The sequence below is a fragment of the Aromatoleum sp. genome, assembly GCF_035254505.1.
In the GTDB taxonomy this organism is placed as follows: Bacteria; Pseudomonadota; Gammaproteobacteria; order Burkholderiales; family Rhodocyclaceae; genus Aromatoleum.
The window spans coordinates 92053-117495 of sequence record NZ_DATFAO010000090.1; the positions used below are offsets into that span (position 1 = coordinate 92053).

21 protein-coding genes and 1 pseudogene are annotated in these 25443 nt (G+C 62.4%); 4 read left to right on the forward strand and 18 right to left on the reverse strand.

Annotation, left to right across the window (positions count from 1 at the left end; translation table 11 throughout):
• The first annotated feature begins 84 nt into the window (after positions 1-84).
• Positions 85-621: a DUF4124 domain-containing protein gene (locus VJ673_RS18615; protein ID WP_324127663.1), complete on the forward strand. Its 537-nt coding sequence runs from the start codon at positions 85-87 to the stop codon at positions 619-621.
• A gap of 24 nt (positions 622-645) precedes the next feature.
• Here the strand turns inward: VJ673_RS18615 and VJ673_RS18620 are convergent, their stop codons facing one another.
• The gene (locus tag VJ673_RS18620; protein WP_324127664.1) at positions 646-963 is read right to left on the reverse strand and encodes an RnfH family protein; all 318 of its coding nucleotides are present in this window, start codon (positions 961-963) and stop codon (positions 646-648) included.
• A 2-nt stretch (positions 964-965) separates the two neighbouring features.
• The gene (locus VJ673_RS18625) at positions 966-1403 is read right to left on the reverse strand and encodes a type II toxin-antitoxin system RatA family toxin (protein ID WP_324127665.1); all 438 of its coding nucleotides are present in this window, start codon (positions 1401-1403) and stop codon (positions 966-968) included.
• Between the two features lie 125 nt (positions 1404-1528).
• On the opposite strand from VJ673_RS18625, the gene smpB reads away from it, so the two are divergent.
• Positions 1529-1975, forward strand: coding sequence for an SsrA-binding protein SmpB (gene smpB / locus VJ673_RS18630; protein WP_324127666.1), 447 nt, complete (start codon positions 1529-1531; stop codon positions 1973-1975).
• A gap of 16 nt (positions 1976-1991) precedes the next feature.
• Here the strand turns inward: smpB and VJ673_RS18635 are convergent, their stop codons facing one another.
• From VJ673_RS18635 to VJ673_RS18650, 4 genes are all read right to left on the reverse strand, one after another.
• Positions 1992-3551 carry a protein adenylyltransferase SelO gene (locus VJ673_RS18635; protein ID WP_324127667.1) on the reverse strand — a complete coding sequence of 520 codons (1560 nt, stop codon included), beginning with the start codon at positions 3549-3551 and terminating at the stop codon, positions 1992-1994.
• Positions 3552-3651: 100 nt separating this feature from the next.
• Entirely contained in the window at positions 3652-5058 is a 1407-nt protein-coding gene (locus tag VJ673_RS18640) for an ABC transporter permease (RefSeq protein WP_324127668.1), read from the reverse strand.
• Between the two features lie 3 nt (positions 5059-5061).
• On the reverse strand, positions 5062-6039 hold the full coding sequence (locus tag VJ673_RS18645) for an ABC transporter permease (RefSeq protein WP_324127669.1): 978 nt from the start codon (positions 6037-6039) through the stop codon (positions 5062-5064).
• Positions 6039-8210, reverse strand: coding sequence for an ABC transporter substrate-binding protein (locus VJ673_RS18650; protein ID WP_324127670.1), 2172 nt, complete (start codon positions 8208-8210; stop codon positions 6039-6041). The genes VJ673_RS18645 and VJ673_RS18650 overlap by 1 nt, the downstream gene beginning before the upstream one ends.
• 166 nt (positions 8211-8376) lie before the next feature.
• Between VJ673_RS18650 and VJ673_RS18655 the strand changes: the two genes are divergently transcribed.
• Positions 8377-9171, forward strand: a complete 795-nt coding sequence (locus tag VJ673_RS18655) for an enoyl-ACP reductase FabI (protein ID WP_324127671.1) — start codon at positions 8377-8379, stop codon at positions 9169-9171.
• 95 nt (positions 9172-9266) lie between these two features.
• Here VJ673_RS18655 and VJ673_RS18660 read toward each other — a convergent pair whose 3' ends face one another.
• Positions 9267-11165, reverse strand: a complete 1899-nt coding sequence (locus tag VJ673_RS18660) for a SurA N-terminal domain-containing protein (protein ID WP_324127672.1) — start codon at positions 11163-11165, stop codon at positions 9267-9269.
• 228 nt (positions 11166-11393) lie between these two features.
• Complete coding sequence (gene clpB / locus VJ673_RS18665) at positions 11394-13973, reverse strand: ATP-dependent chaperone ClpB (RefSeq protein WP_324127673.1); 2580 nt, start codon at positions 13971-13973, stop codon at positions 11394-11396.
• 291 nt (positions 13974-14264) lie between these two features.
• On the opposite strand from clpB, the gene VJ673_RS18670 reads away from it, so the two are divergent.
• The gene (locus tag VJ673_RS18670) at positions 14265-14771 is read left to right on the forward strand and encodes a phasin family protein (RefSeq protein WP_324127674.1); all 507 of its coding nucleotides are present in this window, start codon (positions 14265-14267) and stop codon (positions 14769-14771) included.
• An 80-nt stretch (positions 14772-14851) separates the two neighbouring features.
• Here the strand turns inward: VJ673_RS18670 and moaE are convergent, their stop codons facing one another.
• From moaE to sucA, 10 genes and pseudogenes are all read right to left on the reverse strand, one after another.
• Positions 14852-15307 (reverse strand): molybdopterin synthase catalytic subunit MoaE, encoded by a 456-nt coding sequence (moaE, locus tag VJ673_RS18675; RefSeq protein ID WP_324127684.1) that lies wholly within the window; start codon positions 15305-15307, stop codon positions 14852-14854.
• A 2-nt stretch (positions 15308-15309) separates the two neighbouring features.
• Positions 15310-15564: a molybdopterin converting factor subunit 1 gene (gene moaD, locus VJ673_RS18680; protein ID WP_324127675.1), complete on the reverse strand. Its 255-nt coding sequence runs from the start codon at positions 15562-15564 to the stop codon at positions 15310-15312.
• A 3-nt stretch (positions 15565-15567) separates the two neighbouring features.
• Complete coding sequence (locus VJ673_RS18685) at positions 15568-16773, reverse strand: molybdopterin molybdotransferase MoeA (protein ID WP_324127676.1); 1206 nt, start codon at positions 16771-16773, stop codon at positions 15568-15570.
• Positions 16748-17263: a molybdopterin-guanine dinucleotide biosynthesis protein B gene (mobB, locus tag VJ673_RS18690; RefSeq protein WP_324127677.1), complete on the reverse strand. Its 516-nt coding sequence runs from the start codon at positions 17261-17263 to the stop codon at positions 16748-16750. Before mobB ends, VJ673_RS18685 begins: the two co-directional genes overlap by 26 nt.
• Before the next feature lie 46 nt (positions 17264-17309).
• Positions 17310-18650: a hypothetical protein gene (locus VJ673_RS18695; RefSeq protein ID WP_324127678.1), complete on the reverse strand. Its 1341-nt coding sequence runs from the start codon at positions 18648-18650 to the stop codon at positions 17310-17312.
• A 29-nt stretch (positions 18651-18679) separates the two neighbouring features.
• On the reverse strand, positions 18680-20635 hold the full coding sequence (gene yoaA, locus VJ673_RS18700) for a DNA repair helicase YoaA (protein WP_324127679.1): 1956 nt from the start codon (positions 20633-20635) through the stop codon (positions 18680-18682).
• Between the two features lie 60 nt (positions 20636-20695).
• Positions 20696-21808, reverse strand: a complete 1113-nt coding sequence (gene zapE / locus VJ673_RS18705) for a cell division protein ZapE (protein WP_324127680.1) — start codon at positions 21806-21808, stop codon at positions 20696-20698.
• Between the two features lie 86 nt (positions 21809-21894).
• Positions 21895-23325: a dihydrolipoyl dehydrogenase gene (gene lpdA, locus VJ673_RS18710; protein ID WP_324127681.1), complete on the reverse strand. Its 1431-nt coding sequence runs from the start codon at positions 23323-23325 to the stop codon at positions 21895-21897.
• Positions 23326-23402: 77 nt separating this feature from the next.
• Positions 23403-24602 (reverse strand): 2-oxoglutarate dehydrogenase complex dihydrolipoyllysine-residue succinyltransferase, encoded by a 1200-nt coding sequence (gene odhB / locus VJ673_RS18715; protein ID WP_324127682.1) that lies wholly within the window; start codon positions 24600-24602, stop codon positions 23403-23405.
• A 40-nt stretch (positions 24603-24642) separates the two neighbouring features.
• Positions 24643-25443 (reverse strand): annotated as a pseudogene (gene sucA, locus VJ673_RS18720) (2-oxoglutarate dehydrogenase E1 component); the annotation flags it as partial.

Genomic DNA, 25443 nt, shown 5'->3' on the forward strand with positions numbered 1-25443 from the left:
TTTTTCCTTTCGGCCAAATCCGTATTATACAGATGCCGACCTCGCATGGTAAGCGGGGCTTACACTCTTCAGGAACCCGGACCGATGTCCCGCGCAAGCCTCCTTCTGCTGAGCCTGCTCTTCGCACTGCCCGCCGCGGCCGACGTCTACCAATGGCGGGACGCCCAGGGCCGCATCAACTACTCGGACACGCCGCCGACAGAAGGCAAGGCGCAGACGATACGAAAGAGTGCGCGGGCCAGCGCGCCGACGACTGAGGAGTCGAAACCCGCGGACGGCGACAAGACTGCCGCGCAAGGAAGCGCCGACGGCAACAAGGGTCAGCCCGACAAGGACAAGGCCGACCCGAGCAAACCGAAGACCACCGCCGAAAAGGAACTCGAATTCCGCCAGCGCCGCGCAGCCGCCGCCGAAGCCGAAGCGAAGGCCGAGAAGCAGCGCGAAGAGGCCGACGAGCGCAAACAAGCCTGCGAACGCGCGCGCGGCCAATTGACGGCGCTGGAAACTTCACGCCGCGTAACGCGCTACAACAGCAGCGGCGAACGCGAACTGATCGACGACGCAACCCGCAAAACCGAAGGCGAGCGCGTCCAGAAATTCGTCGACGCAAACTGCAAGTAAGCCGCGGAGCCGGCGCTGCAGCGGTCAGGTCGCCGTACCGCCGCCTTTTTTCGCGGCCTTTCCTTCCTCCGCCCGCTTCTTGCGCACCTCCTTCGGGTCCGCAATCAGTGGCCGATAGATCTCGACGCGATCCCGCTCGCGCAGCATCGTGTCGAGCCGGGTGAGCTTGCCGAACACGCCCACCTTGTTCGCCTTGTCGAGATCGATTTCCGGGAACCGCGCGAGCACGCCCGATGCATCGATCGCATCTCGCACCGTGGCGCCCTCGGGGACCTGGATGCGCACGAGTTGATGCTGATGCGGCAGCGCATAGACCACCTCGACATTGATGAGGTCTGCCATGCTCATCGCTTCGGGTAGACCTGCTGCGCGCGCTTGATGAAGGACTCGACGAAGGTGTTAGCAATGTGGTTGAACACCGGCCCCAACACCTTTTCGAGCAATCTGCTGGAAAACTCGTAGTGCAGGTTGAACTCGATCTTGCAGGCTTGACTGCCCAACGCCGTGAAGCGCCATGAGCCATCGAGATGAGTGAACGGCCCTTCTTTGAGGCGAATGTGCATCTCGAGGGGAGCAAGCTTGCTGTTCTCCGTCGTGAAATGCGCCTTGATGCCGTGGTAACTGATGTGAAGCGTTGCCACGGTCAGGGTTTCGGAGCGAGCGGTGACTTCGGCACCGCCGCACCACTGCAGGAACTGGGGATAGTCCTCGCAGCGGTCGACGAGCGCGAACATCTGCGCCGGAGTGAATTCGATCAGGACCTGCTTCTTGACGTCAGCCATGAGGGTATGGGGACGGGGGCTCCGCCGAACTGCTAAAATGCGCGATTCTACCGCAAGGCTCCGGCCGCGGCCTCCCGCAGACGTCCGGACGCTCCGCGTCGGTACCCACAGGATTTCCATCACTCATGAGCATCGTCGACAATCGCAAGGCCTTTCACGACTACTTCATCGAAGAGAAGTACGAGGCCGGGCTCGTCCTCGAAGGCTGGGAAGTCAAGGCGATCCGGGCTGGCCGCGCCAACATCAAGGAAGCCTACGTCATCCTCCGGGGCGAAGAAATCTTCATCCTCGGCATGCACATCACGGCTCTCACCAGCGCTTCCAACCACGTCACCCCCGACCCGGTCCGCACGCGCAAACTGCTACTGCATGCAGGCGAAATCGCAAAGCTCATCGGCAAGGTCGAGCGCGCGGGCTACACCCTCGTGCCGCTCGATCTGCACTATGCCAAAGGCCGCGTCAAAGCGCTGATCGGCCTCGCCAAAGGCAAAAAACAGTACGACAAGCGCGAAGACTCCAAGCAGCGGGACTGGGAGCGCGACAAGGCGCGGCTGATGAGGACCAAGGTCTGACGCTGCTCCGGCAACCTCACGAACTGCACGACAACATCGAGCATCCGGCCCGCTGACGCGCCCAGTCGGGCCGTTTCGCGGCAAAACGCTCGCGCCCCGGCTGATCCTCGTAAGGACGACGCATCACGTCGAGCAGTTCCACGATCAGCGTGTCGTCCCCCTGCTCCGCCGCATCGATCGCCTCCTGCGCCAGGTAATTGCGCAACACGTAGCGCGGATTCGTCGCATTCATCTGCTCGCGCCGCACCTCCGGCGGCACACCGTCCCGAATCGCCCGGGCGGCGTAGCGTGCAAGCCAGTCGGCGAATGCAGCACTTTCGCGCTCGAGCAGCGCGTCGTCGTAGAACGCCTCGCGCATAGGCTCGATCGACGGCTGCAGCAGATCGACATCGGCCAGGCCACGGAAGAAGATCGTCATGTCGACTTCGGCGCGCGCCAGCAAGGTATGGAGCGCGTCGACGAGTTCGGTATCCCCCTCGCGAAACGCCGTCAGTCCCAGCTTTCCAGCGAGCGTGCGCTCCCGCTCCTGGGCATAAACGGCGGCATAGCGATTTAGCCCCTCCTGCAGCGGCTCGACCACGCCGAAGGCTGGGTACAAGGCATTTCCCAGCTGCCACAGATTCCATTGCCCAATGCCCGGCTGGTTACCGAAGCGGTAGCGCCGCCCCGACGCGTCGGTGGTATTCGGCGTCCAGTCTGGATCGAAATTGTCGATCCAGCCGTAGGGACCGTAGTCGATCGTCAGGCCGAGAATCGACATGTTGTCGGTATTCATCACGCCGTGCACGAAGCCGACTCGCATCCACTCCGCCATCAAGCGCGCCGTACGTTCGCAAACCGTGTGGAACCACTCGGTCCGCCGCGTCTCGGTCGTGCCGGTAATTTCAGGGAAATCCCGCGCGATCGTGAAATCGACCAGCTGCGCGAGCAAGGCTTCATCACCGCGCGCGGAGAAGATTTCAAAATTGCCGAAGCGGATGAAAGACGGTGCCACACGGCACACCACGGCTCCCGGCTCCGCGCGCGGATGGCCGTCGTAGAACATGTCGCGGACGACGTCCTCTCCCGTGCCGACGATGCACAGCGCACGCGTTGTCGGAATACCCAGATGATGCATCGCCTCGCTGCACAGGAATTCGCGGATGGACGAGCGCAAAACGGCACGTCCGTCGGCGGTACGTGAATAAGGCGTCTTGCCGGCCCCCTTCAACTGCAGCTCATGGCGCTCGCCCTTCGCATTCACCGTCTCGCCCAGCGTGATCGCGCGGCCGTCTCCGAGCTGCCCGGCCCAATTGCCGAACTGATGCCCGCCGTAGCATGCCGCATACGGCTCCATGCCCGGCAACAGCGCATTGCCGCCGAAGACCTGTGCAAACTCCGGCGAACGGACGTCCGCCTCGTCGAGCCCGAGCGCACCCGCCATTTCAGGCGACCACGCGATCAACCGCGGAGCCCGCACCGGCGTCGGCATCACCCGCGAATAGCACGCGCCATGGACTTGGCGCACGTAGGGCGATGGCTCAGGGTCGCCCGGAAGCTCCCGCACGAAACGGTTATCGAATTGAAGGGATTTCATTATTTTTTGGAGTGACGACTGTTGGGCTTGGGACTGCGTTGGTCAGACGCATCGCGCGGCACTTGGTTCGCACCGCGTCGAATGACCGATCAAGCGAGATTCAGCTGCGACGCGGGTCGAACGCATCGCGGACGACGTCCGCGAACAGGTTGGCAGACAACACCAACACGAACATGAAGACGAACGCGGCAAGCAGTGACCACCACACCATCGGATCGCGGGCGAGTTCTGCCCGCGCCATGTTGATCATCGTCCCGAAGCTGATCGTCGTGGGATCCACCCCGATCCCAACATAGGACAACACCGCTTCAGCGAGGACGAGACCTGAGAAATCCATGACCAGCGCGATCAGCACGATGTGCATCACGTTCGGCAGCACGTGACGCCGCATGATCGCCGATGTCCGCACCCCGAAGGCCCGCGCGGCCTGCACATATTCCAGCTCGCGCAATTTCAGCGTCTCACCGCGCAGCAGCCGGCACAAGCCGGTCCAGCTGGTGATCCCGAGAATCATGCACAAGGCCATGAGCCGAGCGTCGGCGCGCTCCGCGGCGGTCGAGAACCACTGCAGATGGGTATCGATGACGACCTGCATCATCAGCACCGCCGCCGCAATCAGCAGCACGCCTGGGATCGCGCTGAGCACCGTATATAGATACTGGATCAGGTCATCGACCCAGCCGCCGAGGTAGCCTGCAAGAATCCCCAAGGCCACGGCGAACGGGAGCATCACGAGCGTCGTCAGCGTCCCAATGATGAGTGCCGTGCGCACGCTCTTCAAGGACAGATAGAGCACGTCCTGCCCAACTTTGTCCGTCCCGAAGACGTGGTAATAGGGCGCGAGCGCCACCAGCACGCCCCCACATAGCAGCAACAACCCCAGTGTGACGAGCGCGGCCCGCCATGCAAGCACCGTCCGACCACCGGCGAGCGCACGAGCCGAATCTACTAGACCGAGCCCCGAGCTTCGAGCCAGCCCCGACATTACCGCCAGCGCGATGCCGCCCCAGACCAGCAAACCCGTGGCAAGGCCCGCAAGCGCCCGTCCGGCGATGTCGCCCGCGCGATCGGTCTCTGTGTTTGCGAGATGGGCACCGCCGTGAGCAAGCCGCGGGTAGATCCGTGACTGTCCGCCACCCGGCAATTCCACCGCTTCTCTCGCATAGAGTTCCGTTGCGAAAGGCGCGGAATAGGTCTTTTCGGTCTGCTTGCGCAAGGACGCGAGCGCCGCATCCAGAGCGCTCAATACTTCCGACGAGTAGGCGACCTTCGCATCCCCCGGGGCGGCCGGCAAGGCCAGACGGTAATGAAGACTGTCGACCACGCCGATCATCAGGAATACCAGCAGTACGCTCGCCGAAGCCATTCCCGTCGCGCGCCTACCCACCTTGCCCCAAGCCTCGCGCAGCGGCGCGCTGCGGCGGACATGGAAGATCATCCCGCCACCTACCACTACGAGCAGAAAGAACAACGCATCCGTCCACAGCACCACGGGCAGGAAATTCATGCGCTACTCCAGCCTCACCCGCGGATCGACCAGCGTATAGGAGATGTCCGTCAGCAACAGGCCGACCATGTAAAGCACCGAGCCGATGAACACCATCGCGCGCACGACTGCGAAATCCTGCGCATTGATCGCATCGATCGTATAGCTCCCCAGACCGGGAATGCCGAAGAAGGACTCCACCACGAGACTTCCCATGAAAAGCAGCGGAATTACGACCACCACCCCGGTCAGAATCGGAATCATCGCGTTCTTCAGCACGTGCCGGAACAGCACCACCAACTCGGACAATCCCTTCGCCCGCGCCGTACGCACATAGTCCTTCGAAATTTCCTCGAGAAAGATCGTGCGATACCAGCGAGCGTTCGACCCGACCCCGGCGAGGACACTGATCGCGACCGGCAAGGCCAGGAAGCGCATCGCATCCAGGCCCGGCGCGTAGCCCGAAATCGGCACCAGCGCCCAGACCTTCGATACCAGCCACTGCCCCCCGATGATGTAGAACAGACTTGAAATCGACATCATCGCCACGCATTGCACGACGCCCCAGAAATCCAGGTAGGTCGCGCGGAAGAACACGAGCATCAGTGCGAACGACACTGAAACGAAAAGTCCCAGCACGAACGTCGGCAGGGCCAAAGCGAGCGACGGCCCCATGCGATCGCGGATCTCCTGCCCGATGTTGCGTCCATCGTCGGATCGACCGAAGTCGAACGCGAACATGCGCAAGGACTTGCGGAAGAAGATCGTGTCGGTGACGCGCTCCGCTCCAGCCGCCTGCACATTGAAAAACAAGGGCTTGTCGTAGCCCCGCTCGGCCTTCCAGCGCTCGATCGCCTCCGGCGTCACGCGCTTCACGCCCAGTTGCATCCGAGCCATGTCGTCGGGCGAATTCACCACGAAGAACAACGCGAAGGTCAGCACGTTCACACCGATCAAGATCGGCCCCGCGAGCAACAGCCGGCGGACGATATAGGCAAACATCAGCGTCCTCCCGCCATCGCAGTCGCGCGTTCGCGGCGCCGGAAATGCACCGCCGCCGGCGCAATGATCGCCGCAAGCAGCAGCGCGACAAGCGCCATCGGCCAGACGACGGGACGATTCCAGGCCGCCCGCGCCGCATCGCGCTTTGCCAGATCGATGCGTTGGTACTTCAAGGTGTTGCGCACCATCGAACCCGCCTTCCGGTTCAGCACCCACCCGTGCTGCAACGAATAGGCTTTAGGATGGAAACCGAACACCCAGGGCGCATCGTGCTGCAGGATAGCCACCATCCGGTCGATCACCTGCTGCCGCGCCGGCCCGTCCGGCATGCTCTTCATCTGCTCGAAGAGGCGGTCGTACTCGGGATTGATGTAGTTGGCGGCGTTCTGCCCCGACTCCTTGACCTTCGCCTGCGCGCCGTGGAGCAGGAACAGCATGTTCTCCGGATCGGGATAGTCGGCATTCCAGCCGAAGAAGAAGAGCTGCGCGCTGCCGTTGCGGATCTTGTCCTGGAAGCGGTTGTAGTCGGTTGCCCGAACCACGAACTGGATGCCCAGTTCGCGAAATTGCTTCGCCAGCCAGTCCGAACGCGCCTTGTCGCCGAGTCCGCCCGGCGTCGTGTCGAGATTGATGATCAGCGGCTCGCCGGTCTTCGCGTCACGTCCGTTCGGATAACCCGCCTCGGCGAGCAATCTCTTCGCAGTCTCGATACCGCGCCGCACCGGATGCCCATCACGCCACTCGTACACGACGGGGTTGATACCAGCCTCCCCCTCACGTGCACCAAAGATCCCCGGCGGAATCGGACTCATCGCCGTCACCCCCCGACCATTCATGAAGATCGACACGAATTCGTCGATGTCGAGGGCCACGGAAATCGCCTGCCTGAGCTTGCGCGCGCGCGCCTTTCCCTCGGCGCTGTCCCCGCCCCCGACCACGCTGTCGAGCATGTTGAAGCCGAGATAGAACACCGACGGCGAGACCGACGTCAACAGCTGAATCCCTTGGGCCCGCATGTCGTCGGAGAGCATCACCTCGCCCTGGCTGGTCATCGTCACCGCCTGGTCGAAGTTATCGGACGACACCCCCGACGCGTCGTAATACCCCTGCAAAAACTTGTTCCAGTACGGAATCCCCTCGCGCTCGCGCGAAAACACGACCTTGTCGACGAAGGGCATCGGCTTGCCGCAATCCTCGAGCAAACCCGCCTCACGATCAGCGGGACTCCCGTCGCACGGGTACGGCTCCCCGCGGAAATTCGGGTTGCGGGCGAGCACCATCCGCGCATTGGGATTGTTCTCGACCAGCATGTACGGCCCGGTTCCGATGGGCCACCAATCGAGCGTCAGATTGCGCTCCGCCATCCCGGGCTGACCGAAGAAGCGGTCGGCCTCCGGTGGCACCGGCGCGAAGAACGGCATCGAGAGCCAGTACAGGAACTGCGGATACGCCCCTTTGAGCGTGATTCGATACGTATAGCGATCGACGACTTCGACGCCGGGCAGATCGAAGCGATTCAGGTCGATCCAGCCGGAATTGCTCTTCGCCTCCTCGGCGAGTTGCTGCTGCAGCGTCTTCAGTCCTGGGAGGTACTCGGCGATCAGTTCAAAGATCGGCGAATGCAGGCGAGGATGCGCAAGCCTCTTCATCTGATACACGAAATCCCCGGCTTCGAGTTCGCGCGTTCCCGTTTCACGGAAATCGGAGACGCCGCGCACCCCTCGCAGATCGGCGCCGCTCAGGTCGAGATAGCGCGGGCTACCGTCCTCGCGCTTCGCGAGGGCCGGATGAGGCTGATACATCACTCCCGGACGTATCCTCACTTCATACACGCTACGTGCCACGCGCTCCGCGGAAGCATCGTCGGGCAACAGCGCGCCGGATGCGTCATAGCGGCGCACTCGCGGCATCTCGACCGCACTGTCTGGAATCAGCGTATAGGGTCGCTTCAGATAGTCATACTGAAGCGGAGGCTCATAGATCTGATAGAGAAATGTCGCCTCGTCTTCGCTATAGGACTGCACGGGATCGAGGTGCTTCGGCCGATCGGTAAAGGCCGAATAAAGGATGTTCTGCCCACGCTCGGCCGCCGGATAAGGATCGTTCCAGACCGGGCCACAGCCCGATAGCAGAACGCCGACGAAGAGGAAGGAAAGCGCGCGCCGAAACATGACTGGCGATTCTACCTGCCCCCGGCCGTTCAATGCTGCGCGCCAGGCGAAGCATTTCCGACACGACAAGATTGACCCCGAAACGTCCCCACCCAACACCAAGCCACCGCGTCACGGACCCCATCGGATATAATCCGCCGATCTTCAAGACGGAGCTTCACCCAAAATGGGCTTTCTCGCAGGGAAACGCATTCTGATCACGGGCTTGCTCAGCAACCGCTCGATTTCCTACGGCATTGCAAAGGCCATGCATCGTGAAGGCGCGGAACTCGCCTTCACCTACCAGAACGAGCGCTTTCAGGAGCGCGTCGCCAAGATGGCCGCCGAGTTCGGGTCCGAACTGATTTTCGCCTGCGACGTGCAGAATGACGCGGAAATCACCGCTCTGTTCGAACAACTGGCGCAGAAATGGGATGGTCTCGACGGCCTCGTCCACTCTATCGCCTTCGCCCCCAGCGACGCGCTCGAAGGCGACTTCCTCGATGGCTTCTCGCGCGACGCCTTCCGCATCTCCCAGGAAATCAGCGCCGCCAGCTTCCCGCTGCTCGCCAAGGCCGCGCGCCCGCTGATGAAGGGCCGCAACGGCGCGATGCTGACCTTGTCCTACCTCGGGGCAGTGCGCACGATGCCCAACTACAACATCATGGGCCTCGCCAAGGCAAGTCTCGAAGCGTCCGTGCGTTACCTGGCGGTCTGCCTCGGCCCTGAAGGCACCCGCGTCAACGCCATCTCCGCCGGCCCGATCAAGACCCTTGCCGCCTCCGGCATCGGCAGCTTCAGCAAGCTCCTCTCCTTCAACGAACACAACGCCCCGCTGCGCCGCAACGTCACGATCGACGAAGTCGGCAACGCCGCCGCCTTCCTGTGCTCCGACCTCGCTAGCGGCATGACCGGCGAAGTCATGTATGTCGACGGCGGCTTCAATACGACGGCCCTCGGCAACGCAGAGCCGCAACAGTAAGTCCGAAGCGACGCAGCAAAAAAGAAAAGCCCGGCATTGCCGGGCTTTGTTTTTGTGCTGCCACCGCGCGGTGCGCCGGCGGCAGCCCGTTCCGCTTACGGCTGCTGCGGACGCAGCGCGGCGGAGTTGATTTCGACCTTGTAACGATCGCGCAGCGAGGTCAGGAAGGCACTGAAGTCGCGTTCGGCGATCAGACGCTGATACTGGCCCGCGAGCGCCTTCACGCGCTTGTCGTCCTTCGCCACATCGGGACGATTCACGCTCTCGATGCGATAGACCACGTAGCCGCCATCGGCCGAGGCAGCACCGGCATAAGAAGGCAGCTTCGCCGTCTCGGCACCGAAAATCGCCGCCATCGCCGTCGGCGGCAGTGTCGGCTTGCCCCGCTGTACTGTCTGGGCGGTGGTCCACTCACCGCTGACCGCCTCGCCCTTGCGCAACGCCGCCAGCGCGGCCTCACCACGCTCACCGGCAAGCCGTGCAGCCTCGTCGGCCCGCAGTTGCTTCTCGATCGACGCCTTCACCTCTTCGAACGGCAGACGCTGAGCGTCCTGGAATTCGGCGACACGCGCCGACACCAAGGTGCCGCGCGTCACTTCGACGGCTTCGACGTTACGGCCGTGCTTGACTGCCTCGTCACCGAAGAGGGCGTTCAACAGCTTGTCGTTCTTGTACTCGCCGAGTGCGCCACCTTGGCGGGTGATCCAGTCGGTCTTGTGGACCTCCAACTTCAGCGCATCGGCCACCGGCTTCAGACTGTCGGACTGCTCGTACACCGTATTCGCAAACATCTCAGCCTGTTCGGCAAAGCGCTTGTTCGCTTCCTGGCGCTTGAGCTCCTCGACGATCTCGGACTTCACTTCTTCGAACGGACGGGCGTGCGACGGCTTGATATCGGTCACTTCGATGATGTGGAAGCCAAAATCGGAACGCACCAGATCGCTGATCTGCCCTTTCGCCTGGCTGAACGCCGCATCCTCGAAGGGTTTCACCATCGTCCCGCGGCCAAATGCTCCCAGATCGCCGCCGCGGCTCGCCGAGCCCGGGTCCTGCGACTCCGCCTTGGCCAGTTCGGCAAAACGTTTGGGGTTCTCGCGCACTTGAGCGAGGATTCCTTCAGCCTTCGCCTTGGCTTTAGCCACCGCCTCCGGGGGAGCATCGGCGGCGACGGCAATCAGGATATGCCGCGCATTGCGCTCTTCCGGCTGGCTGAAACGCTCGGCGTTCGCCTTGTAGAAGGCCCGGGCCGCATCGTCCGAAACCGTCGTCTTCGAGAGCAGCGCGTCCTGGTTGAACACCACGTACTCGGCGCGCAAGCGCGCAGGACGCTCGAAACGTTGAGGATTCTCGTCGTAGAACTTCTTCGCCGCGCCTTCGGCCAGCTTCACCTCATCCGCGAAGCGAGCGACCGGGAAACGCATCTCGCTCACCGTCCGCTCTTCGAGCTGCGACTTCAGAAAACGCTGCGCCGAAACCAGCGACGGAAACGCCGATTCGCCGACCGCTTGAGCCACCTGCTGGATCCGCAGATCCTGCGCCAGACGAGCCTCGAACACCTGCGGCGTCATCCCTTGCGCACGAATCGCGGCCTCATACCGCTCCAGCGAGAAGCGCCCGTCCTGCTGAAAGGCCTCAATGCCGGAGATCATCTGCTGCAAGGCCTGCGGTGTCACGCCGAGTCGCTTGTCTGCCGTATACAACAGCAGCAGCCGCTGATTGACCAGATTTTCAACGACCGCGCGCCGCATCGGCTCCGACTCGAGCATCGCCCGATCGACTTCGCCGCCCATGGACTGCCGCAGCCGATCCTGCTGCTCACGCAAGGCCTGCTCGAATTCTCCGACGGAAATCTTCGACTTTCCGACCGTCGCCACCTCCATGCCGCCCGGACCGCCCTTGAAGTACGAATCCAACCCGAAGAATGCGAAAGGCACGATCAGCGCTGCGAGGATGATCTGCGCTACGCGCTTGTTATTGCGAACTGATTCCAGCATCGTGTTATCCGAGAAGACCCTGTAAAGACGTCATGCGATTTCCATCGCAGACATAAGGGCCGGATTATCGCACTGCCGGCCGGCCAAGGCCAAACTCGGGATACCAAAAGAACGACGAAGTGTGCGAGACCGTCATGGGCGCGGCCGCCGGCGTCCGGCAGCAGCGCCCGAGCTTCATGGGACCGACAGAGCAGCAGCCCTCGGGCTGCGCTCTGCCCTTTCAAGACATCACGCCTTGGCGAACGTGACCCGCCCCCCGGGAGCATCGACAAGGACCTTGTCCTTCGCTGCGAATTGCCCTTCGAGAATCGCCCTCGCGAGCGGATTCTCGATGTGTTCCTGGATCGCACGCTTGAGCGGACGGGCACCGAAGATGGGATCGAACCCGGCTGTGGCCAGCTCGGCCAAGGCGGCGTCGGTGACTTCCAGCGACATGTCGAGTCGTGCGAGGCGACGTTCCAAGTATTGCAGCTGGATGCGTGCAATGCTGGCGATATGCTTTTCGTCGAGCGCATGGAACACGACCACTTCGTCGATCCGGTTCACGAACTCCGGCCGGAAGAAAGTCTTGACCTCGGCCATGACGGCGAGCTTGATCACCTGGTAGTCGTCGCCCGCCATCTGTTGAATCATCTGGCTTCCGAGGTTCGACGTCATCACGATGACGGTATTCTTGAAGTCGACGGTACGCCCCTGCCCGTCGGTCATGCGTCCGTCGTCGAGCACCTGCAGGAGGACGTTGAAGACATCCGGATGGGCCTTTTCGACCTCGTCGAAGAGGATGACCGAATAGGGTTTACGCCGCACCTGCTCGGTCAGGTAGCCGCCCTCCTCGTAACCGACATATCCCGGCGGCGCTCCGATCAGCCGCGCCACGGAATGCTTCTCCATGAATTCGCTCATGTCGATACGGATGAGATGATCTTCCGAATCGAACAGGAATTCGGCGAGCGTCTTGCAGAGCTCGGTCTTGCCGACGCCCGTCGGCCCGAGGAAGAGGAAGGAACCGTAAGGACGGTTCTCATCGGACAAGCCTGCGCGGGAACGTCGAATCGCATCGGACACGAGGCGCACCGCTTCGTCCTGACCCACGACGCGCGAATGCAAGTACCCTTCCATCTTCAGCAATTTCTCGCGCTCGCCCTGCATCATTTTGCTGACCGGAATGCCGGTCGCGCGCGACACGACTTCCGCAATTTCCTCCGTTCCGACCTGGGTCCGAAGCAGTTTGAACTTGCGCTCGCCACCGCCGGCCTCTTCGGCCGCCTTGAGCTGCGCCTCGAGTTGCGGCAACTTGCCATACTGCAACTCGGCGAGCTTGTCGTACTGTCCCTTGCGCTGCATTTCGGCCATCTGCGCGCGCAGCTTGTCGATTTCTTCCTTGATGTGCTGGCTGCCCTGGACGCTCGCTTTCTCGGAGCGCCAGATCTCGTCGAGATTGGCGTATTCCCGTTCCAGCTTGTCGATCTCGTCACGGATCAACAGCAGGCGCTTCTGCGAAGCCTCGTCGGTTTCCCTCTTGACGGCTTCCTGTTCGATCTTGAGCTGGATAAGGCGCCGTTCGAGCTTGTCCATCGATTCGGGTTTCGAATCGATTTCCATCTTGATCCGGGCGGCGGCTTCGTCGATCAGGTCGATCGCCTTGTCGGGCAAGAAGCGATCGGTGATATAGCGATGGGAAAGCTCCGCGGCGGCGACAATCGCCGGGTCGGTAATGTCGACGCCGTGGTGCAGTTCGTACTTTTCCTGCAGCCCGCGCAGGATGGCAATCGTCGACTCCACCGTCGGCTCGTCGACGAGCACCTTCTGGAAGCGCCGCTCCAGGGCCGCATCCTTTTCGATGTACTTACGGTACTCGTCGAGGGTCGTAGCACCGATACAGTGCAGTTCGCCGCGAGAGAGCGCCGGCTTGAGCATGTTGCCGGCGTCGATCGCCCCTTCGGCCTTGCCCGCTCCAACCATCGTATGGATTTCGTCGATGAAGACGATGATCTGCCCTTCTTCCTGCGCGATCTCCTTCAATACCGTCTTCAGACGCTCCTCGAACTCGCCCCGGTACTTGGCACCCGCGAGCAGGGCCGCCATATCCAGCGACAGCACGCGCTTGCCCTTGAGGGTCTCCGGCACTTCAGCATTGACGATGCGCTGAGCCAAGCCCTCCACGATCGCCGTCTTGCCGACGCCCGGTTCGCCGATGAGGACGGGGTTGTTCTTTGTACGGCGCTGCAAAATCTGGATCGCCCGCCTGATTTCATCGTCTCGTCCGATGACCGGATCGAGCTTTCCAGCACGGGCGCGCTCCGTAAGATCGATGCAGTATTTGGTCAGAGCTTCACGCTGCCCTTCAGCATCCTGGCTTGCCACTCCTGCCCCACCCCTCACCGCCTCGATGGCAGCTTCCAGCGCCTTCCGCGAAAGGCCGTGCTCCTTCAGGCTCCGTCCCGTGTCTCCCTTGTCGTCGGCCAGCGCGAGCAGGAACATTTCGCTCGCGATGAACTGGTCGCCGCGCTTCTGGGCCTCGCGATCGGCGAGGTTCAGAATATTCGACAAGTCCCGTCCGATCTGCACCTCGCCGCCATGGCCTTCGACTTTCGGCAGCCGCGCAAGCAGCTTGTCGAGCGATACCTTCAACGGCGGCACATTGACGCCGGCACGCTGCAGCAACGACACGGTACCGCCATCGTCCTGTGCGAGCATGGCGAGCAAAAGGTGGGCCGGTTCGATGAATTGCTGGTCGTTGCCGACAGCGATGCTTTGGGCATCGGACAAGGCCTGCTGGAATTTTGTAGTGAGCTTGTCGAAGCGCATAGGGGAGATCCTTGTAGTGGAGGGCTAGCGCGAAGATGGGGACGCCAGGGAACAATTCAACAGGAGTCCCGAAAACTACTCGATCCTCATTATGGGCAACAAAACGAAGCTTTCCTCGTGATACCGCTCCCGGAGATATTGCTGCATTGCAGCATTCGTGTTGAAATATATGGATGCACCTGAGCGTGGCACCGGAAGTAACGCCAATGTGCTATGTTGTGACAATTAAACGCTGCACGACGGGACTCCCGTGTGCAAAGCGGCATCAACGAGAGCTCTCGGAGGAAGAAAATGGCAAGCAAGCAAGATCAGTTCAACGAACTCCAGAAGAAAAATTTCGAAGCGGCCATGCGTCTTGCGCAGATGTCGATCGAGAATTCTCAGCGCATCATGGAACTGCAGGTTGCAACCGCGAAGAGCCTGTTCGAAGAAGGCGTCGAGAACGCCAAGGCACAATCGTCTGCCACGGATCCCAACGAACTCCTGAACCTGCGTTCGCAATACGCCCAGAGCACTGCTGAAAAGATGCTGGGATGCGCCCGTGAACTGGCCGAACTGACCACGCGAGCTCAGACCGAACTCGGCAAACTGGTTGGCGAACAGCTTTCGAGCGGCGGCAAGGACGTGTTCGAAGCCATGCAGAAGATGTTCTCGGGCATGCCGATTACCGACCAGAACGCGATGACGGCGATCCAATCCGCCATGGACACGACCCGCGCAGCCTTTGATCAAATGACTCGCGCTTCGGCCGAGGCGTTCCAGATGTTTACGCAGCAAGGCGGCAAGGGCAAGAAGTAGGCCCTCGCGGACTGCTCAAATGAATTACGGCGCTTGAGGGCGCCGTAATTTTTTGCTCCGCCGCAGTCGCACTACCGCGTCTACCGGGTCTCCCAGCGCTGGGCCGCGCTGTCGTCGCTATCGCGTGCATCCACCCAACGCGCACCGTCCGGTGTTTCTTCTTTCTTCCAGAACGGGGCGCGGGTCTTCAGATAGTCCATGATGAATTCGCATGCGGCAAAAGACTCGCCGCGGTGAGCCCCGGCAACGCCGACAAAGACGATGCGGTCTCCCGGTTCGAGACGCCCATAGCGGTGAATCACGCGCACGGCGTGAAGCGACCAGCGCGATCGCGCCTCGGCCACGATTTCCTCGAGAGCCTGCTCGGTCATGCCGGGATAATGCTCCAGGGTCATCGCCGCGACGGTCGAACCTTCGCTGATGTCCCGCACCAAGCCCACAAAGCTCGCGACCGCGCCGACCTCGCGGCGATCTTCCGACAAGGCCGCAATTTCGGCCCCGACGTCGAAGTCGGACTCCTGAACGCTCACCGACATCACTAACCTCCGGTCACGGGCGGGAAGAAGGCGATCTCGTCGCCGGGCATCACCGGATCCGACGGCGCAGCCATGCGCTGGTTGCGGGCAGCCCTGACATTGCGGCCTTCTTCGAGGGCCCTCCAGCCCTCGCCGCGATCGGCGAGAAAAGTTCTCAGTTCGCCTACCGTCGAAACTCCCGAAGGCAAAGTGAAGCTTTCCTGTGCACAACCGACGGCATCGCGCAGCGCTGCAAAATAGAGAATCCGTACTGTCATGTGTCAGTCCTGCAGCTCGCCATATGGCAGAAAACGCACGGCTTGGCCGCGCATGATCGGCGTATCCGCCGGCACGTCGACGAGACCGTTCGCCCACACGATCGACGATAGCGCAGCTGCGCCCTGGTTTTCATAGATTTCCACGCCCCCGCTTTCGTTCGTCCGGGCACGCAGAAATTCGCGCCGTCGATCAGGCTTCTTCCAGTCGAAATCTGCAATCAGCGTCAGCGCGCGCGGCCGACAATCCTTGGCACCTTGCAACGCCAGAATGAACGGCCTGACCATCAGCAGGAAGGTCACGAAACTGGAAACGGGATTTCCCGGCAAACCGATGAACGAGGCGGCGCCGACACGTCCGTATGCGAGCGGCTTGCCCGGCTTCATGGCAATCTTCCACAGGTCGAGAGAGCCTTCAGCTTCCACGGCCGGCTTGACGTGGTCTTCCTCGCCCACCGATACGCCACCGCTGGTCACGATGAGATCATGCCCGTCGGAAGCTTCGCGCAAGGCGGCGCGGGTTGCATCAAGCCGGTCGGGCACGATGCCGAAGTCGGTCACGAGGCAGCCCAGTTGTTCGAGCAGCACCCGCAGCTGAAAACGGTTGGAGTTATAGACGCCCCCGGGCGGAAGGGGTTCGCCGGGCATCACGAGTTCGCTGCCGGTTGAAAAGAGCGCGACACGAACGCGTCGGAACACCGGAATTTGGGCGATTCCGACCGACGCGGCAAGTCCGATTTCCTGCGCCCGCAGGCGGGTCCCGGCCTGCAGAATCACGTCGCCGGCCGTAATTTCGCTACCCGCGCGCCGCAACGCTTCCCCGGCGCGCGGCACCTGATTGATCGTTACGCGGCCGTCCGCAAGTTCGCAAAGCTCCTGCATCACGACGGCATCCGCGTCGGCAGGCAATGGCGCCCCGGTAAAGATGCGCGCCGCTGTGCCGGGCTGCAGCGCATGACCGACGCTGCCCGCCGGGATCCGTTGCGACACCGGAAGCGTGGTTCCGGAAGCAGGGACGTCGGCGATACGCAGGGCGTAGCCGTCCATCATCGACGTGTCGAGCGCGGGGACCGAAATCGGCGACCGCAGATCGGACGCCAGGACCCTGCCCTGCGTGACGATCGTATCGGCCATCTCGACATCCGGCACCGGACGCACATGCGCCAGCAGCTTCGCCAGGGCGTCGTCAAACGAAAGCATGTCGTTGTTCATGGCGAGGGGAGTAATTGAGAATGTAATCGGCGATCGCAACCACGTCGTCCAGCGCGAAGCGTGTAAGCGGACATTCGATCTCGACATCGCTGGCGACCGCGACGATATGCGGATTTTCCTGCCAGAGCGGTGTCTTGCCATTCGATGGACGGTGCACCTCGAGCTTCGGAACGGGCGCCGCCTTGAAGCCTTCGATCAGCACCACGTCGCACGGCGACAGCAGGCGCAACTGCTCGTCCAGTGTCGGCTCGGGCGCACCGCGCAGCTCGTGCATCAAGACCCAGCGTTCACCGGACAGCATCAACACTTGGCTGGCCCCGGCTTCGCGATGTCTGTATGAATCCTTGCCCGGCCGGTCGAGGTCGAAGCCGTGATGCGCATGCTTGATCACGGATACCGACAGTCCACGCCCGCAAATTTCCGGGATGAGTTTTTCGATGAGGGTGGTCTTTCCCGAACCGGACCAGCCGGCGATTCCGAATACGATCATCTGTGGCTGAAACTTGAGGGTCAGATAAGACAGGATACAACAGCGCCTATGGCTGCGCGCAAGGGAGTGCAACGACGGCCGCGAAACCGCCGCCCGGCGTGCGGAAATTCGTCGTCTGACCGCGGTACAAACGCGCTGCGGCGAACTGGACTTGTCCACGGTAGGCGTACACACGCAGATCCATCTTGAGGTCGGTCGGCTCTCCGCTGACGCTCAGTCGTCGAGCACTGGGAGGCACCAAGCGCTGGGCGATGTAATCGCCAGCGAGGATCGACTCGAACGTGCTTCGCGTGAGCTTGTCGCCCCGGTAAGCGGCACGGCTACCAAAGCCGGTGGCGGGTTTGAAGAAGAGCTCTCGGCGCTCTCGCCAGAGCGTCTCCGCATCTTCAGGACGAACCTTGCGCGTCTGGGGAACGCCTTCAGTCAGGATCGCCCGGGTCCTGGAATCGATCCCGCACCCTTCCAGGAACGCGTCGTCGCCGAGAAGAACGAGGTTGCGCTTGTCGGCGAATAGCGCGTGCGCTCGCGGGTGAGGCGTGATAACGGCGGCCTGTTCGCGCCACGCGGCCGCAAGCGCGGCACTTTGGGGCTCATCGAGGTCGAAATCGGTGAGTCGGTTGTAGACCAGATCGATTTCCTGCCCATCCAGCCTCAATCGCCCCCCTTCGAAACGCAATGCAGTCGGGTCGCAAATATAAGCTGCACAGCCGCAGCGCTCGAAAAGCCGTTGAAATAACAGGAACTCGGGCAGCAGGTACTGCGACTGCGGCTCCTGATCGACGATCGCAATCGTCCGCAAGGGCGCGTCTCCACGCATTGCGCGCCACTCTTCGCGGAACATCTCGATAAACGCGCGCTCGGGATCCGACGGGCTGCCCTCCGATACCATTGCTCGTAGTGGCTCGACCTCTGCACAGCAGGCGCGCTGGGCCCGCGCCAAGGCAACGTTGAGCAATCCACCGCCTGCGTTCGTGTTGATCTCGATCAGCCGTGGCCCTTCCGGAGAAAGATGGAAATCGTATCCGAGGAAGGCTCCCGCTGCCGCGGAATGAATGCGGGCGTTCGCAGGCGCAGATTCGAGAACCGCCGCCTGCCAAGCCGCAGTCGCCACCACACGCTCCACCGCAGCGACGATCTCCGCGATCCGCTCAAACTGTGGCGCCGCAACGAAGACGACCGAATCGGCGAAGAGATGAGGCCGCGTCGCGTTAATCGTTGCCAAAAGAGCGCCGTCCCGCGGATCTCGTTCCAGTTCGGCGCGCAGGCGCTCGTGGTCGAGCGATATGCACTGGCAGCCGCGGTTGAGCCGCTCAGCGATCTCGTGGCAATCGCCTTCGTCCGCTGTGCGCAGCAGGGGATCACATTCGCTATGGTTGCCTGGCGTCATGGCCTCACTACGGATCGATATACCTGAATTCAGGCGGTTGCCGGCGGTGGCAATTTTTCAAGGAACGCGACCGCATCCGCCTCTGCCCGAGTCCTCCGCATCGCCGGCAGACTGCGCCACACGACTTTGCCGTAAGGCTTTTCGATCATCCGGGGATCGCAAATGCATAGTACGCCGCGATCGCGTTCGCTGCGGATCAGGCGGCCAGCCCCCTGCTTCATGTTGATCACCGTGCGCGGCAGCTGGTAGTGCATGAAGGGATTGCGCCCGCTCTTCTGCAGATGTTCAACGCGTGCTGCCAATACCGGGTCATCGGGGGGTGCAAACGGCAGCTTGTCGATAACGACCAGCGAGAGCGCGTCGCCGGGAACATCGACACCTTCCCAGAAGCTCTGGCTGGCGACCAGTACGGCATTGCCGAGCCGGCGGAAACGGTCGAGCAATTCAGTACGTGAGCCTTCGCCCTGCAAGAGCACGGGCAGTTCTTCGCCTTCCCGCTGGAGCCCATCCACGATCAGACCATGGATCCGCTTCATCGCCCGTAAGGATGTACACAGCACGAAGGCCCTGCCCCGGGCGGCGCGGATCAGCGGGAGCGCCTTGCGTGCGACCGCGTCAATGTAGTCCGCGTGATTGGGATCGGGCATTCCCCCAGGCGCGTACAGCAAGGCCTGCTCGCCGTAATCGAAGGGACTTCCCCACACCGCAGTCATCGGCGGCGCTTCGAGCCACGACAAGCCGAGTTCGTTGCAATAATGGGTGAAGTCCTGACCGACGGCCAAGGTCGCCGACGTAAAGATCCAGGCTCGCGGATGACTTTCGAGCTGACGTTTGAACACGCCCGAAACGTGGAGCGGCGTTGCGTTGAGTGCAGCCGATTGCGCAAAGACCTCGACCCAGCGGATATAGTCGGTGGACTCGGGCGACTGCCATCTGGCCAGCCGCTCCTGCATCTCGGTACTGCGTCGCAAGCAGTTGGCCAAGCCCTCCGAACGCTGGGCCTGGGTGTCGAGAACCTTGTCGAAGCGCTCGAATTCGGCCGAGAGAGCAACCAGCGTCTTGTCGAATTCCGGCAGGGCCGCTGCCTGTTGCGCCGAAAGACGGGCCGACTCGGCGCCGAACGCGAGTCTCAGATCGCGAGCCGCTTTTTCCAACGCACGCGAGGCATCGATCAAGTCACGGCAGTCGCGCGCGGCCGCGAGTGTTTCGGAGCGCGTATCGCGCGCGAGCTCCAGAACCTGGGCTGTCGAGAGGTTTTCCCCGAAGAAAAGACTCGCCGTTTCCGGCAGCTGATGCGCTTCGTCGAAAATCACGGCATTGCATGACGGGAGTAGTTCTCCCATGCCTTCGTCACGCAGCATCACGTCGGCAAAGAAGAGGTGATGATTCACGACGACGACATCCGCGTCCATCGCTGCCCGGCGTGCCGCAAGCACGAAGCACTCCTTCACGTTCGGACATTCCTGCCCGAGGCAGTTGTCCCGCGTCGACGTCGCAGCAATCCAGGCCGGGGAATCCTCCCGCACCTCCGTGCATTCGGCCTTGTCACCGGTCTGACTAGTCTTGGCGAAGCGCGTGATCGCCCTCAGGTCGGCCGCATCCTGGGCAGTGAGGAAACGGCCATCGCGAGCATTGCGCTCCAGATGGTAATGACACACATAGTTCGCCCGTCCCTTGAGCAGCGCAATCGATACCGGCACTCGCAGCGCGTTGCGCACCGTGGGCAGATCGCGATTGAACAACTGATCCTGCAGCGTCTTCGTACCCGTCGACAGGATTAGTTTCCCCCCCGACAGCAAGGCGGGAACGAGATAGGCGAAGGTCTTCCCGGTACCCGTACCCGCCTCCGCGACCAGCACGCGATTTTCCTTCAGCGCCAAGGCAATGAGCCCCGCCATTTCAAACTGCTGCGGGCGAGGACGGAAGGACGGCACCGCGGTCGCAAGCGCCCCCTCAGGCGAAAACGCTTCTTTCAGATCGATCATCAGGCGGCGCTCTCCGCCACACGCAATTCACGACAGCGCTGGGCAATCATCCCGCGCGAGCTATTCGACACGATGGGCTTCGGCAAGATAGTCGCGACTGCGCATCTCCATTAGTCGGCTCACTGTACGGACGAACTCGTGCGCATTGTGGCCTTCGGTATACAAGTCCGAAGCTTCGACCTCCGCACTCGCAATCAGTTTGACGCGATGGTCGTAGAGTACGTCGACGAGCCAGGTAAAACGACGTGCTTCCGATGCGTTGCCGGCATTCATGCGCGGAATTTCGGACAACAGCACCGTATGGTGCTCACGCGCAATTTCGAGATAGTCGTTCTGGGAACGCGGGCCGCCGCATAGCGTCGCGAAGTCGAACCAGATGACGCTTGGCGCGTGTCCCAGGACGGGCAGCTTGCGTTCGAAAAGCTCGATATCGCCTTTCAGCGCGTCGGCGCCGGACAAACGGCGGAAGTCCTGACGCATCTTACGTTCGGCTCCGGCGTCCGCCGGAACGAGATAGATCTCCATCTTCTCCAGCGTACGCAGCCGATAGTCGGTTCCGTGGTCCACTTCGAACACATCGAAGCGCCGCTTGATCATCTCGATCGTCGGCAGGAAGTTGATCCGCTGCAGCCCGTTGGGATAGAGCCCGTCCGGCGGGTAATTGGAAGTCATCACGAAGATGACGCCGCGCGCAAACAAGGCATCGAGCAGGCGCCCGAGAATCATCGCGTCGGCGATATCCGAGACATGGAACTCGTCGAAGCACAGGAGACGCGTCGCACGAGCGACACGGTCGGCCACCCGTTGCAGCGGATCGGGCTCGTTGTTGAAATTCTTCAGATCGTTCTGCACTTCCTGCATGAAGGCATGGAAGTGCACCCGGCGCTTGCGCTGATAGGGGACGGCGTCGAAGAAGCAGTCCATCAGGAAGCTCTTGCCGCGCCCCACGCCGCCCCAAAAATACACACTGCGCGGTAGCCTCGGACGCGTGAACATCTTGCGCAGAGTGCCCCGGCGGGCCGCCTTGAAACCGACCAGTTCGGTGTACAACTCCTGCAAACGTTGTGCGGCGGCACGCTGCTCGGGATCGGACTTGTAACCACGGGCCTTGAGTTGGGCCTCGTAGGCTTCGAGCATCCCGTGCTGCGGGACTTTCAGGACACGATGGGGCATGCGAAACAGCCTGATGCGAGATTCAAAATGAAATGAGGGGCGGCCCGGGATTATCCCGCACCGCCCCTCGCGAGACCAGCCTTCTATCAGAAGTGCAGCGGACGCTTATCGACCGCCAACGCGGCCTCGTGCACGACTTCCGACAGCGTCGGGTGAGCGTGGCAGATCCGCGCGAGGTCTTCTGACGCAGCGCCGAACTCCATCGCCACCACGGCTTCGGATATCAGCTCCGAAGCGTTCGCGCCGATGATGTGCACGCCGAGAATGCGGTCCGTCTGCGCACAGGCAAGCATCTTCACGAAACCAGTCGGGTCACCCGAACCCAGTGCACGACCGTTGGCCATGAACGGGATCTTCCCGGCGCGGTAGGCAACACCTTCGGCCTTCAACTGCTGTTCGGTCTTGCCGACCCATGCGATTTCCGGCGAGGTGTAGATCACGCCCGGAACAAGGTCGAGGTTGCAGTGACCGGCCTGGCCCGCAATGATTTCGGCAACCATCACGGCCTCTTCCATCGCCTTGTGCGCGAGCATCGGGCCACGAACCACATCGCCCACCGCGTACACGTTCGGCAGGTTGGTCGCACAATGGCCGTCAACCAGGATCTGACCGCGCTCATTGACGTTCAGGCCTACCGCGACGGCATTGAGGCCATCGGTATTGGGCACACGGCCGACGGAGACGATCAGGCGATCGCACTCGAGCGTGAGTTCTTTGCCGTCCTTGTCGGTGTAAGCGATGGAGACGCCGTTCTTGCCGACCTTCGTTTCGCCGATCTTGACGCCCGTCTTGATGTCCAGCCCTTGCTTGCCAAAGACCTTCAGCGCTTCCTTCGCGACGTCCGCATCCGCAAAGGGCATGAAGTCGGGCAGCGCTTCGAGCACGGTCACTTCGGAACCGAGGCGACGCCACACGGAACCCATTTCCAGACCGATCACGCCGGCGCCGATCACGCCCAGCTTCTTCGGCACGGAATCGAAATCCAGCGCGCCCACGTTATCGCAGACGATCTTGTTGTCGACCGGGATGCCCGGTAGATGACGGGGCTTCGAGCCCGTCGCAATGATCACGTGCTTGGCTTCGACGGACTCGTTGCCAACCTTCACGACGTAGCCGCCGGGGCCCGCGCTTTCGAACGAACCGTGCCCGGCCAGGAAGGTCACCTTGTTCTTCTTGAACAGGCCCTTGATGCCTTGCGTCAGCTGATCGACCACCTTGTCCTTACGACCAATCATCGTCGGGACGTCGATGCTCACCTTACCGCTGACCTTGATGCCCTGACCTTCGAACGAGTGCTCAGCCTCTTCGAAAAGGTGCGAGGTATGGAGCAGCGCCTTGGAGGGGATGCAGCCCACGTTCAGGCAGGTACCGCCCAGACGCGGCTCGCCCTTCGGGTCCGCATACGGATTGGATTCGGCGCATGCAGTCTTGAAGCCGAGTTGTGCAGCGCGAATCGCCGCGACGTATCCGCCCGGCCCGCCGCCGATGACGAGTACGTCGAATTGCTTGTCAGCCATTGTTCACTCCGGAAAAAAAGGACACGCGGCGGCCCCCCGGACGCGAGGTCCGGTGAAGCCGCCACGCAGAGCGTGAATTACACGTCGAGGATCAGCCGCGCCGGATCTTCCAGCGCTTCCTTCATCGTGACGAGGCCGAGCACCGCTTCGCGACCGTCGATGATGCGGTGGTCGTAGCTCATCGCGAGGTAGTTGATCGGACGGATCACGATCTGGCCGTTCTCCACCACCGGGCGGTCCTTGGTGGCGTGAATGCCGAGGATGGCCGACTGCGGCGGGTTGATGATCGGCGTCGACAGCATCGAGCCGAACACGCCGCCGTTGGAGATCGAGAAGGTGCCGCCCGTGAGTTCGTCGAGCGAGAGCTTGCCGTCCTTGGCCTTCTGGCCGAACTCGGCGATCTTCTTCTCGATGTCGGCGATCGACATGTTCTCCACGTCGCGCAGGATCGGTACGACGAGGCCTCGGGGCGAACCGACCGCGATGCCGATGTCGATGTAGCCGTGATAGATGATGTCGGTGCCGTCGACCGAGGCGTTGAGGATCGGGAACTTCTTCAGCGCCGCCACCGCCGCCTTGACGAAGAAGCCCATGAAGCCGAGGCGCACGCCGTGGGCCTTCTCGAACTTGTCGCCATACTGCTTGCGAAGCGCCATGACCGGGGCCATGTTCACTTCGTTGAAGGTCGTGAGGATCGCGTTCTCGTTCTTCGACTGGATCAGGCGCTCGGCGATGCGCTGACGCAGACGCGTCATCGGCACGCGCTCTTCCGGGCGCTCACCGGTGAGCGCGAGCGCGGCCGGTGCCGGCGCGACAGCGGCCGGACGCTGGGCGGCGACCGCATCTTCCTTGGTCACGCGGCCACCACGGCCGGAGCCCGCGACGTCCGTCGCAGCAACGCCCTTCTCTTCGAGGATCTTGCGCGCCGCGGGGCTCGCGGTGCCGGCCGGGGCCGCGGCAGCAGCGGGAGCGGGTGCCGACGCCGCAGCAGCCGCGATCACGGCTGCTGCCTCGGCGGCGGCGCCTGCAGCCGCAGTGGCAGCGGTGTCGATCTGCGCGATCAGCTCGCCCGAGGTGACGGTGTCACCGCTCGTCTTGATGATCTTCACCAGCACGCCGGCGGCCGGAGCCGGGGTTTCGAGCACGACCTTGTCGGTCTCGATGTCGATCAGGTTCTCGTCGCGCGCGACCATCTCGCCTTCCTGCTTGTGCCACGATACGAGCGTCGCCTCCGACACGGATTCGGACAGTTGCGGCACTTTGACTTCGATCAGCATGTAACTTTCTCCCAGTGTTCTTGAGTTTTTGGTTCGGCGTTCAGTTGGGGGACTGAGGCGTCGTATCCTGGATCGGCCCGAAGGCGTTCTCGATCACCGCCTTCTGCTGCGCGTTGTGCTTGGCGTAGTAGCCGACCGCGGGCGAGGCGGAGGCGGGCCGCGCGACCAGCAGCAGGCGGCGCTTGCCGAGCACATTGACGAGGTGCTGGCGCGAGGCGAGCCAGTACCACGCGCCCTGGTTGCGCGGCTCTTCCTGGCACCACACGACTTCCTTGGCGTTCGGGAATTGGTTGATCGCGGCGGCGAAGGCGTCCGACGGGAAGGGGTAGATCTGCTCGATGCGGACCAGCGCCGTGTCCTTGATGCCCTGCTCGCGACGGTGCGCGAGGAGCTCGTAGTAGATCTTCCCTTGGCACAGCACGACCCGCTTGACCTTCTTCGCATCGAGCGCCTCGACTTCGGGGATCACGGTCTGGAAGGTGCCCTTGGAGAGCTCTTCCATCGACGAGATCGCTTCCTTGTGACGCAGCAGCGACTTCGGCGTGACGATGATCAGGGGCTTGCGGATCTTGCGCACGATCTGGCGGCGCAGCAGGTGGAAGACCTGCGCCGGGGTGGTGGGCACGCACACCTGCCAGTTGTTCTCGGCGGCGAGGCTGATGAAGCGCTCGGGGCGGCACGAGGAGTGCTCGGGGCCCTGCCCTTCATAGCCGTGCGGCAGCATCATGACGAGGCCGCTGAGACGGCCCCACTTCGCTTCGCCCGAGCTGATGAACTGGTCGATGACGACCTGGGCGCCGTTCACGAAGTCGCCGAACTGCGCTTCCCACACGACGAGGCT

Excerpts from the sequence above, each read along its gene's own strand:
- clpB (WP_324127673.1), bottom strand. The coding sequence starts at position 13,973 with ATGCGCTTCGACAAGCTCACTACAAAATTCCAGCAGGCCTTGTCCGAT.
- zapE (WP_324127680.1), bottom strand. The coding sequence starts at position 21,808 with ATGCCCCATCGTGTCCTGAAAGTCCCGCAGCACGGGATGCTCGAAGCC.
- smpB (WP_324127666.1), top strand. The coding sequence starts at position 1,529 with ATGAGCATCGTCGACAATCGCAAGGCCTTTCACGACTACTTCATCGAA.
- VJ673_RS18620 (WP_324127664.1), bottom strand. The coding sequence starts at position 963 with ATGGCAGACCTCATCAATGTCGAGGTGGTCTATGCGCTGCCGCATCAG.
- VJ673_RS18640 (WP_324127668.1), bottom strand. The coding sequence starts at position 5,058 with ATGAATTTCCTGCCCGTGGTGCTGTGGACGGATGCGTTGTTCTTTCTG.
- VJ673_RS18695 (WP_324127678.1), bottom strand. The coding sequence starts at position 18,650 with ATGACGCCAGGCAACCATAGCGAATGTGATCCCCTGCTGCGCACAGCG.
- VJ673_RS18685 (WP_324127676.1), bottom strand. The coding sequence starts at position 16,773 with ATGAACAACGACATGCTTTCGTTTGACGACGCCCTGGCGAAGCTGCTG.
- VJ673_RS18625 (WP_324127665.1), bottom strand. The coding sequence starts at position 1,403 with ATGGCTGACGTCAAGAAGCAGGTCCTGATCGAATTCACTCCGGCGCAG.
- VJ673_RS18660 (WP_324127672.1), bottom strand. The coding sequence starts at position 11,165 with ATGCTGGAATCAGTTCGCAATAACAAGCGCGTAGCGCAGATCATCCTC.
- moaD (WP_324127675.1), bottom strand. The coding sequence starts at position 15,564 with ATGACAGTACGGATTCTCTATTTTGCAGCGCTGCGCGATGCCGTCGGT.
- VJ673_RS18615 (WP_324127663.1), top strand. The coding sequence starts at position 85 with ATGTCCCGCGCAAGCCTCCTTCTGCTGAGCCTGCTCTTCGCACTGCCC.
- VJ673_RS18670 (WP_324127674.1), top strand. The coding sequence starts at position 14,265 with ATGGCAAGCAAGCAAGATCAGTTCAACGAACTCCAGAAGAAAAATTTC.
- VJ673_RS18655 (WP_324127671.1), top strand. The coding sequence starts at position 8,377 with ATGGGCTTTCTCGCAGGGAAACGCATTCTGATCACGGGCTTGCTCAGC.
- odhB (WP_324127682.1), bottom strand. The coding sequence starts at position 24,602 with ATGCTGATCGAAGTCAAAGTGCCGCAACTGTCCGAATCCGTGTCGGAG.
- lpdA (WP_324127681.1), bottom strand. The coding sequence starts at position 23,325 with ATGGCTGACAAGCAATTCGACGTACTCGTCATCGGCGGCGGGCCGGGC.
- VJ673_RS18635 (WP_324127667.1), bottom strand. The coding sequence starts at position 3,551 with ATGAAATCCCTTCAATTCGATAACCGTTTCGTGCGGGAGCTTCCGGGC.
- mobB (WP_324127677.1), bottom strand. The coding sequence starts at position 17,263 with ATGATCGTATTCGGAATCGCCGGCTGGTCCGGTTCGGGAAAGACCACC.
- moaE (WP_324127684.1), bottom strand. The coding sequence starts at position 15,307 with ATGTCGGTGAGCGTTCAGGAGTCCGACTTCGACGTCGGGGCCGAAATT.
- VJ673_RS18645 (WP_324127669.1), bottom strand. The coding sequence starts at position 6,039 with ATGTTTGCCTATATCGTCCGCCGGCTGTTGCTCGCGGGGCCGATCTTG.
- yoaA (WP_324127679.1), bottom strand. The coding sequence starts at position 20,635 with ATGATCGATCTGAAAGAAGCGTTTTCGCCTGAGGGGGCGCTTGCGACC.
- VJ673_RS18650 (WP_324127670.1), bottom strand. The coding sequence starts at position 8,210 with ATGTTTCGGCGCGCGCTTTCCTTCCTCTTCGTCGGCGTTCTGCTATCG.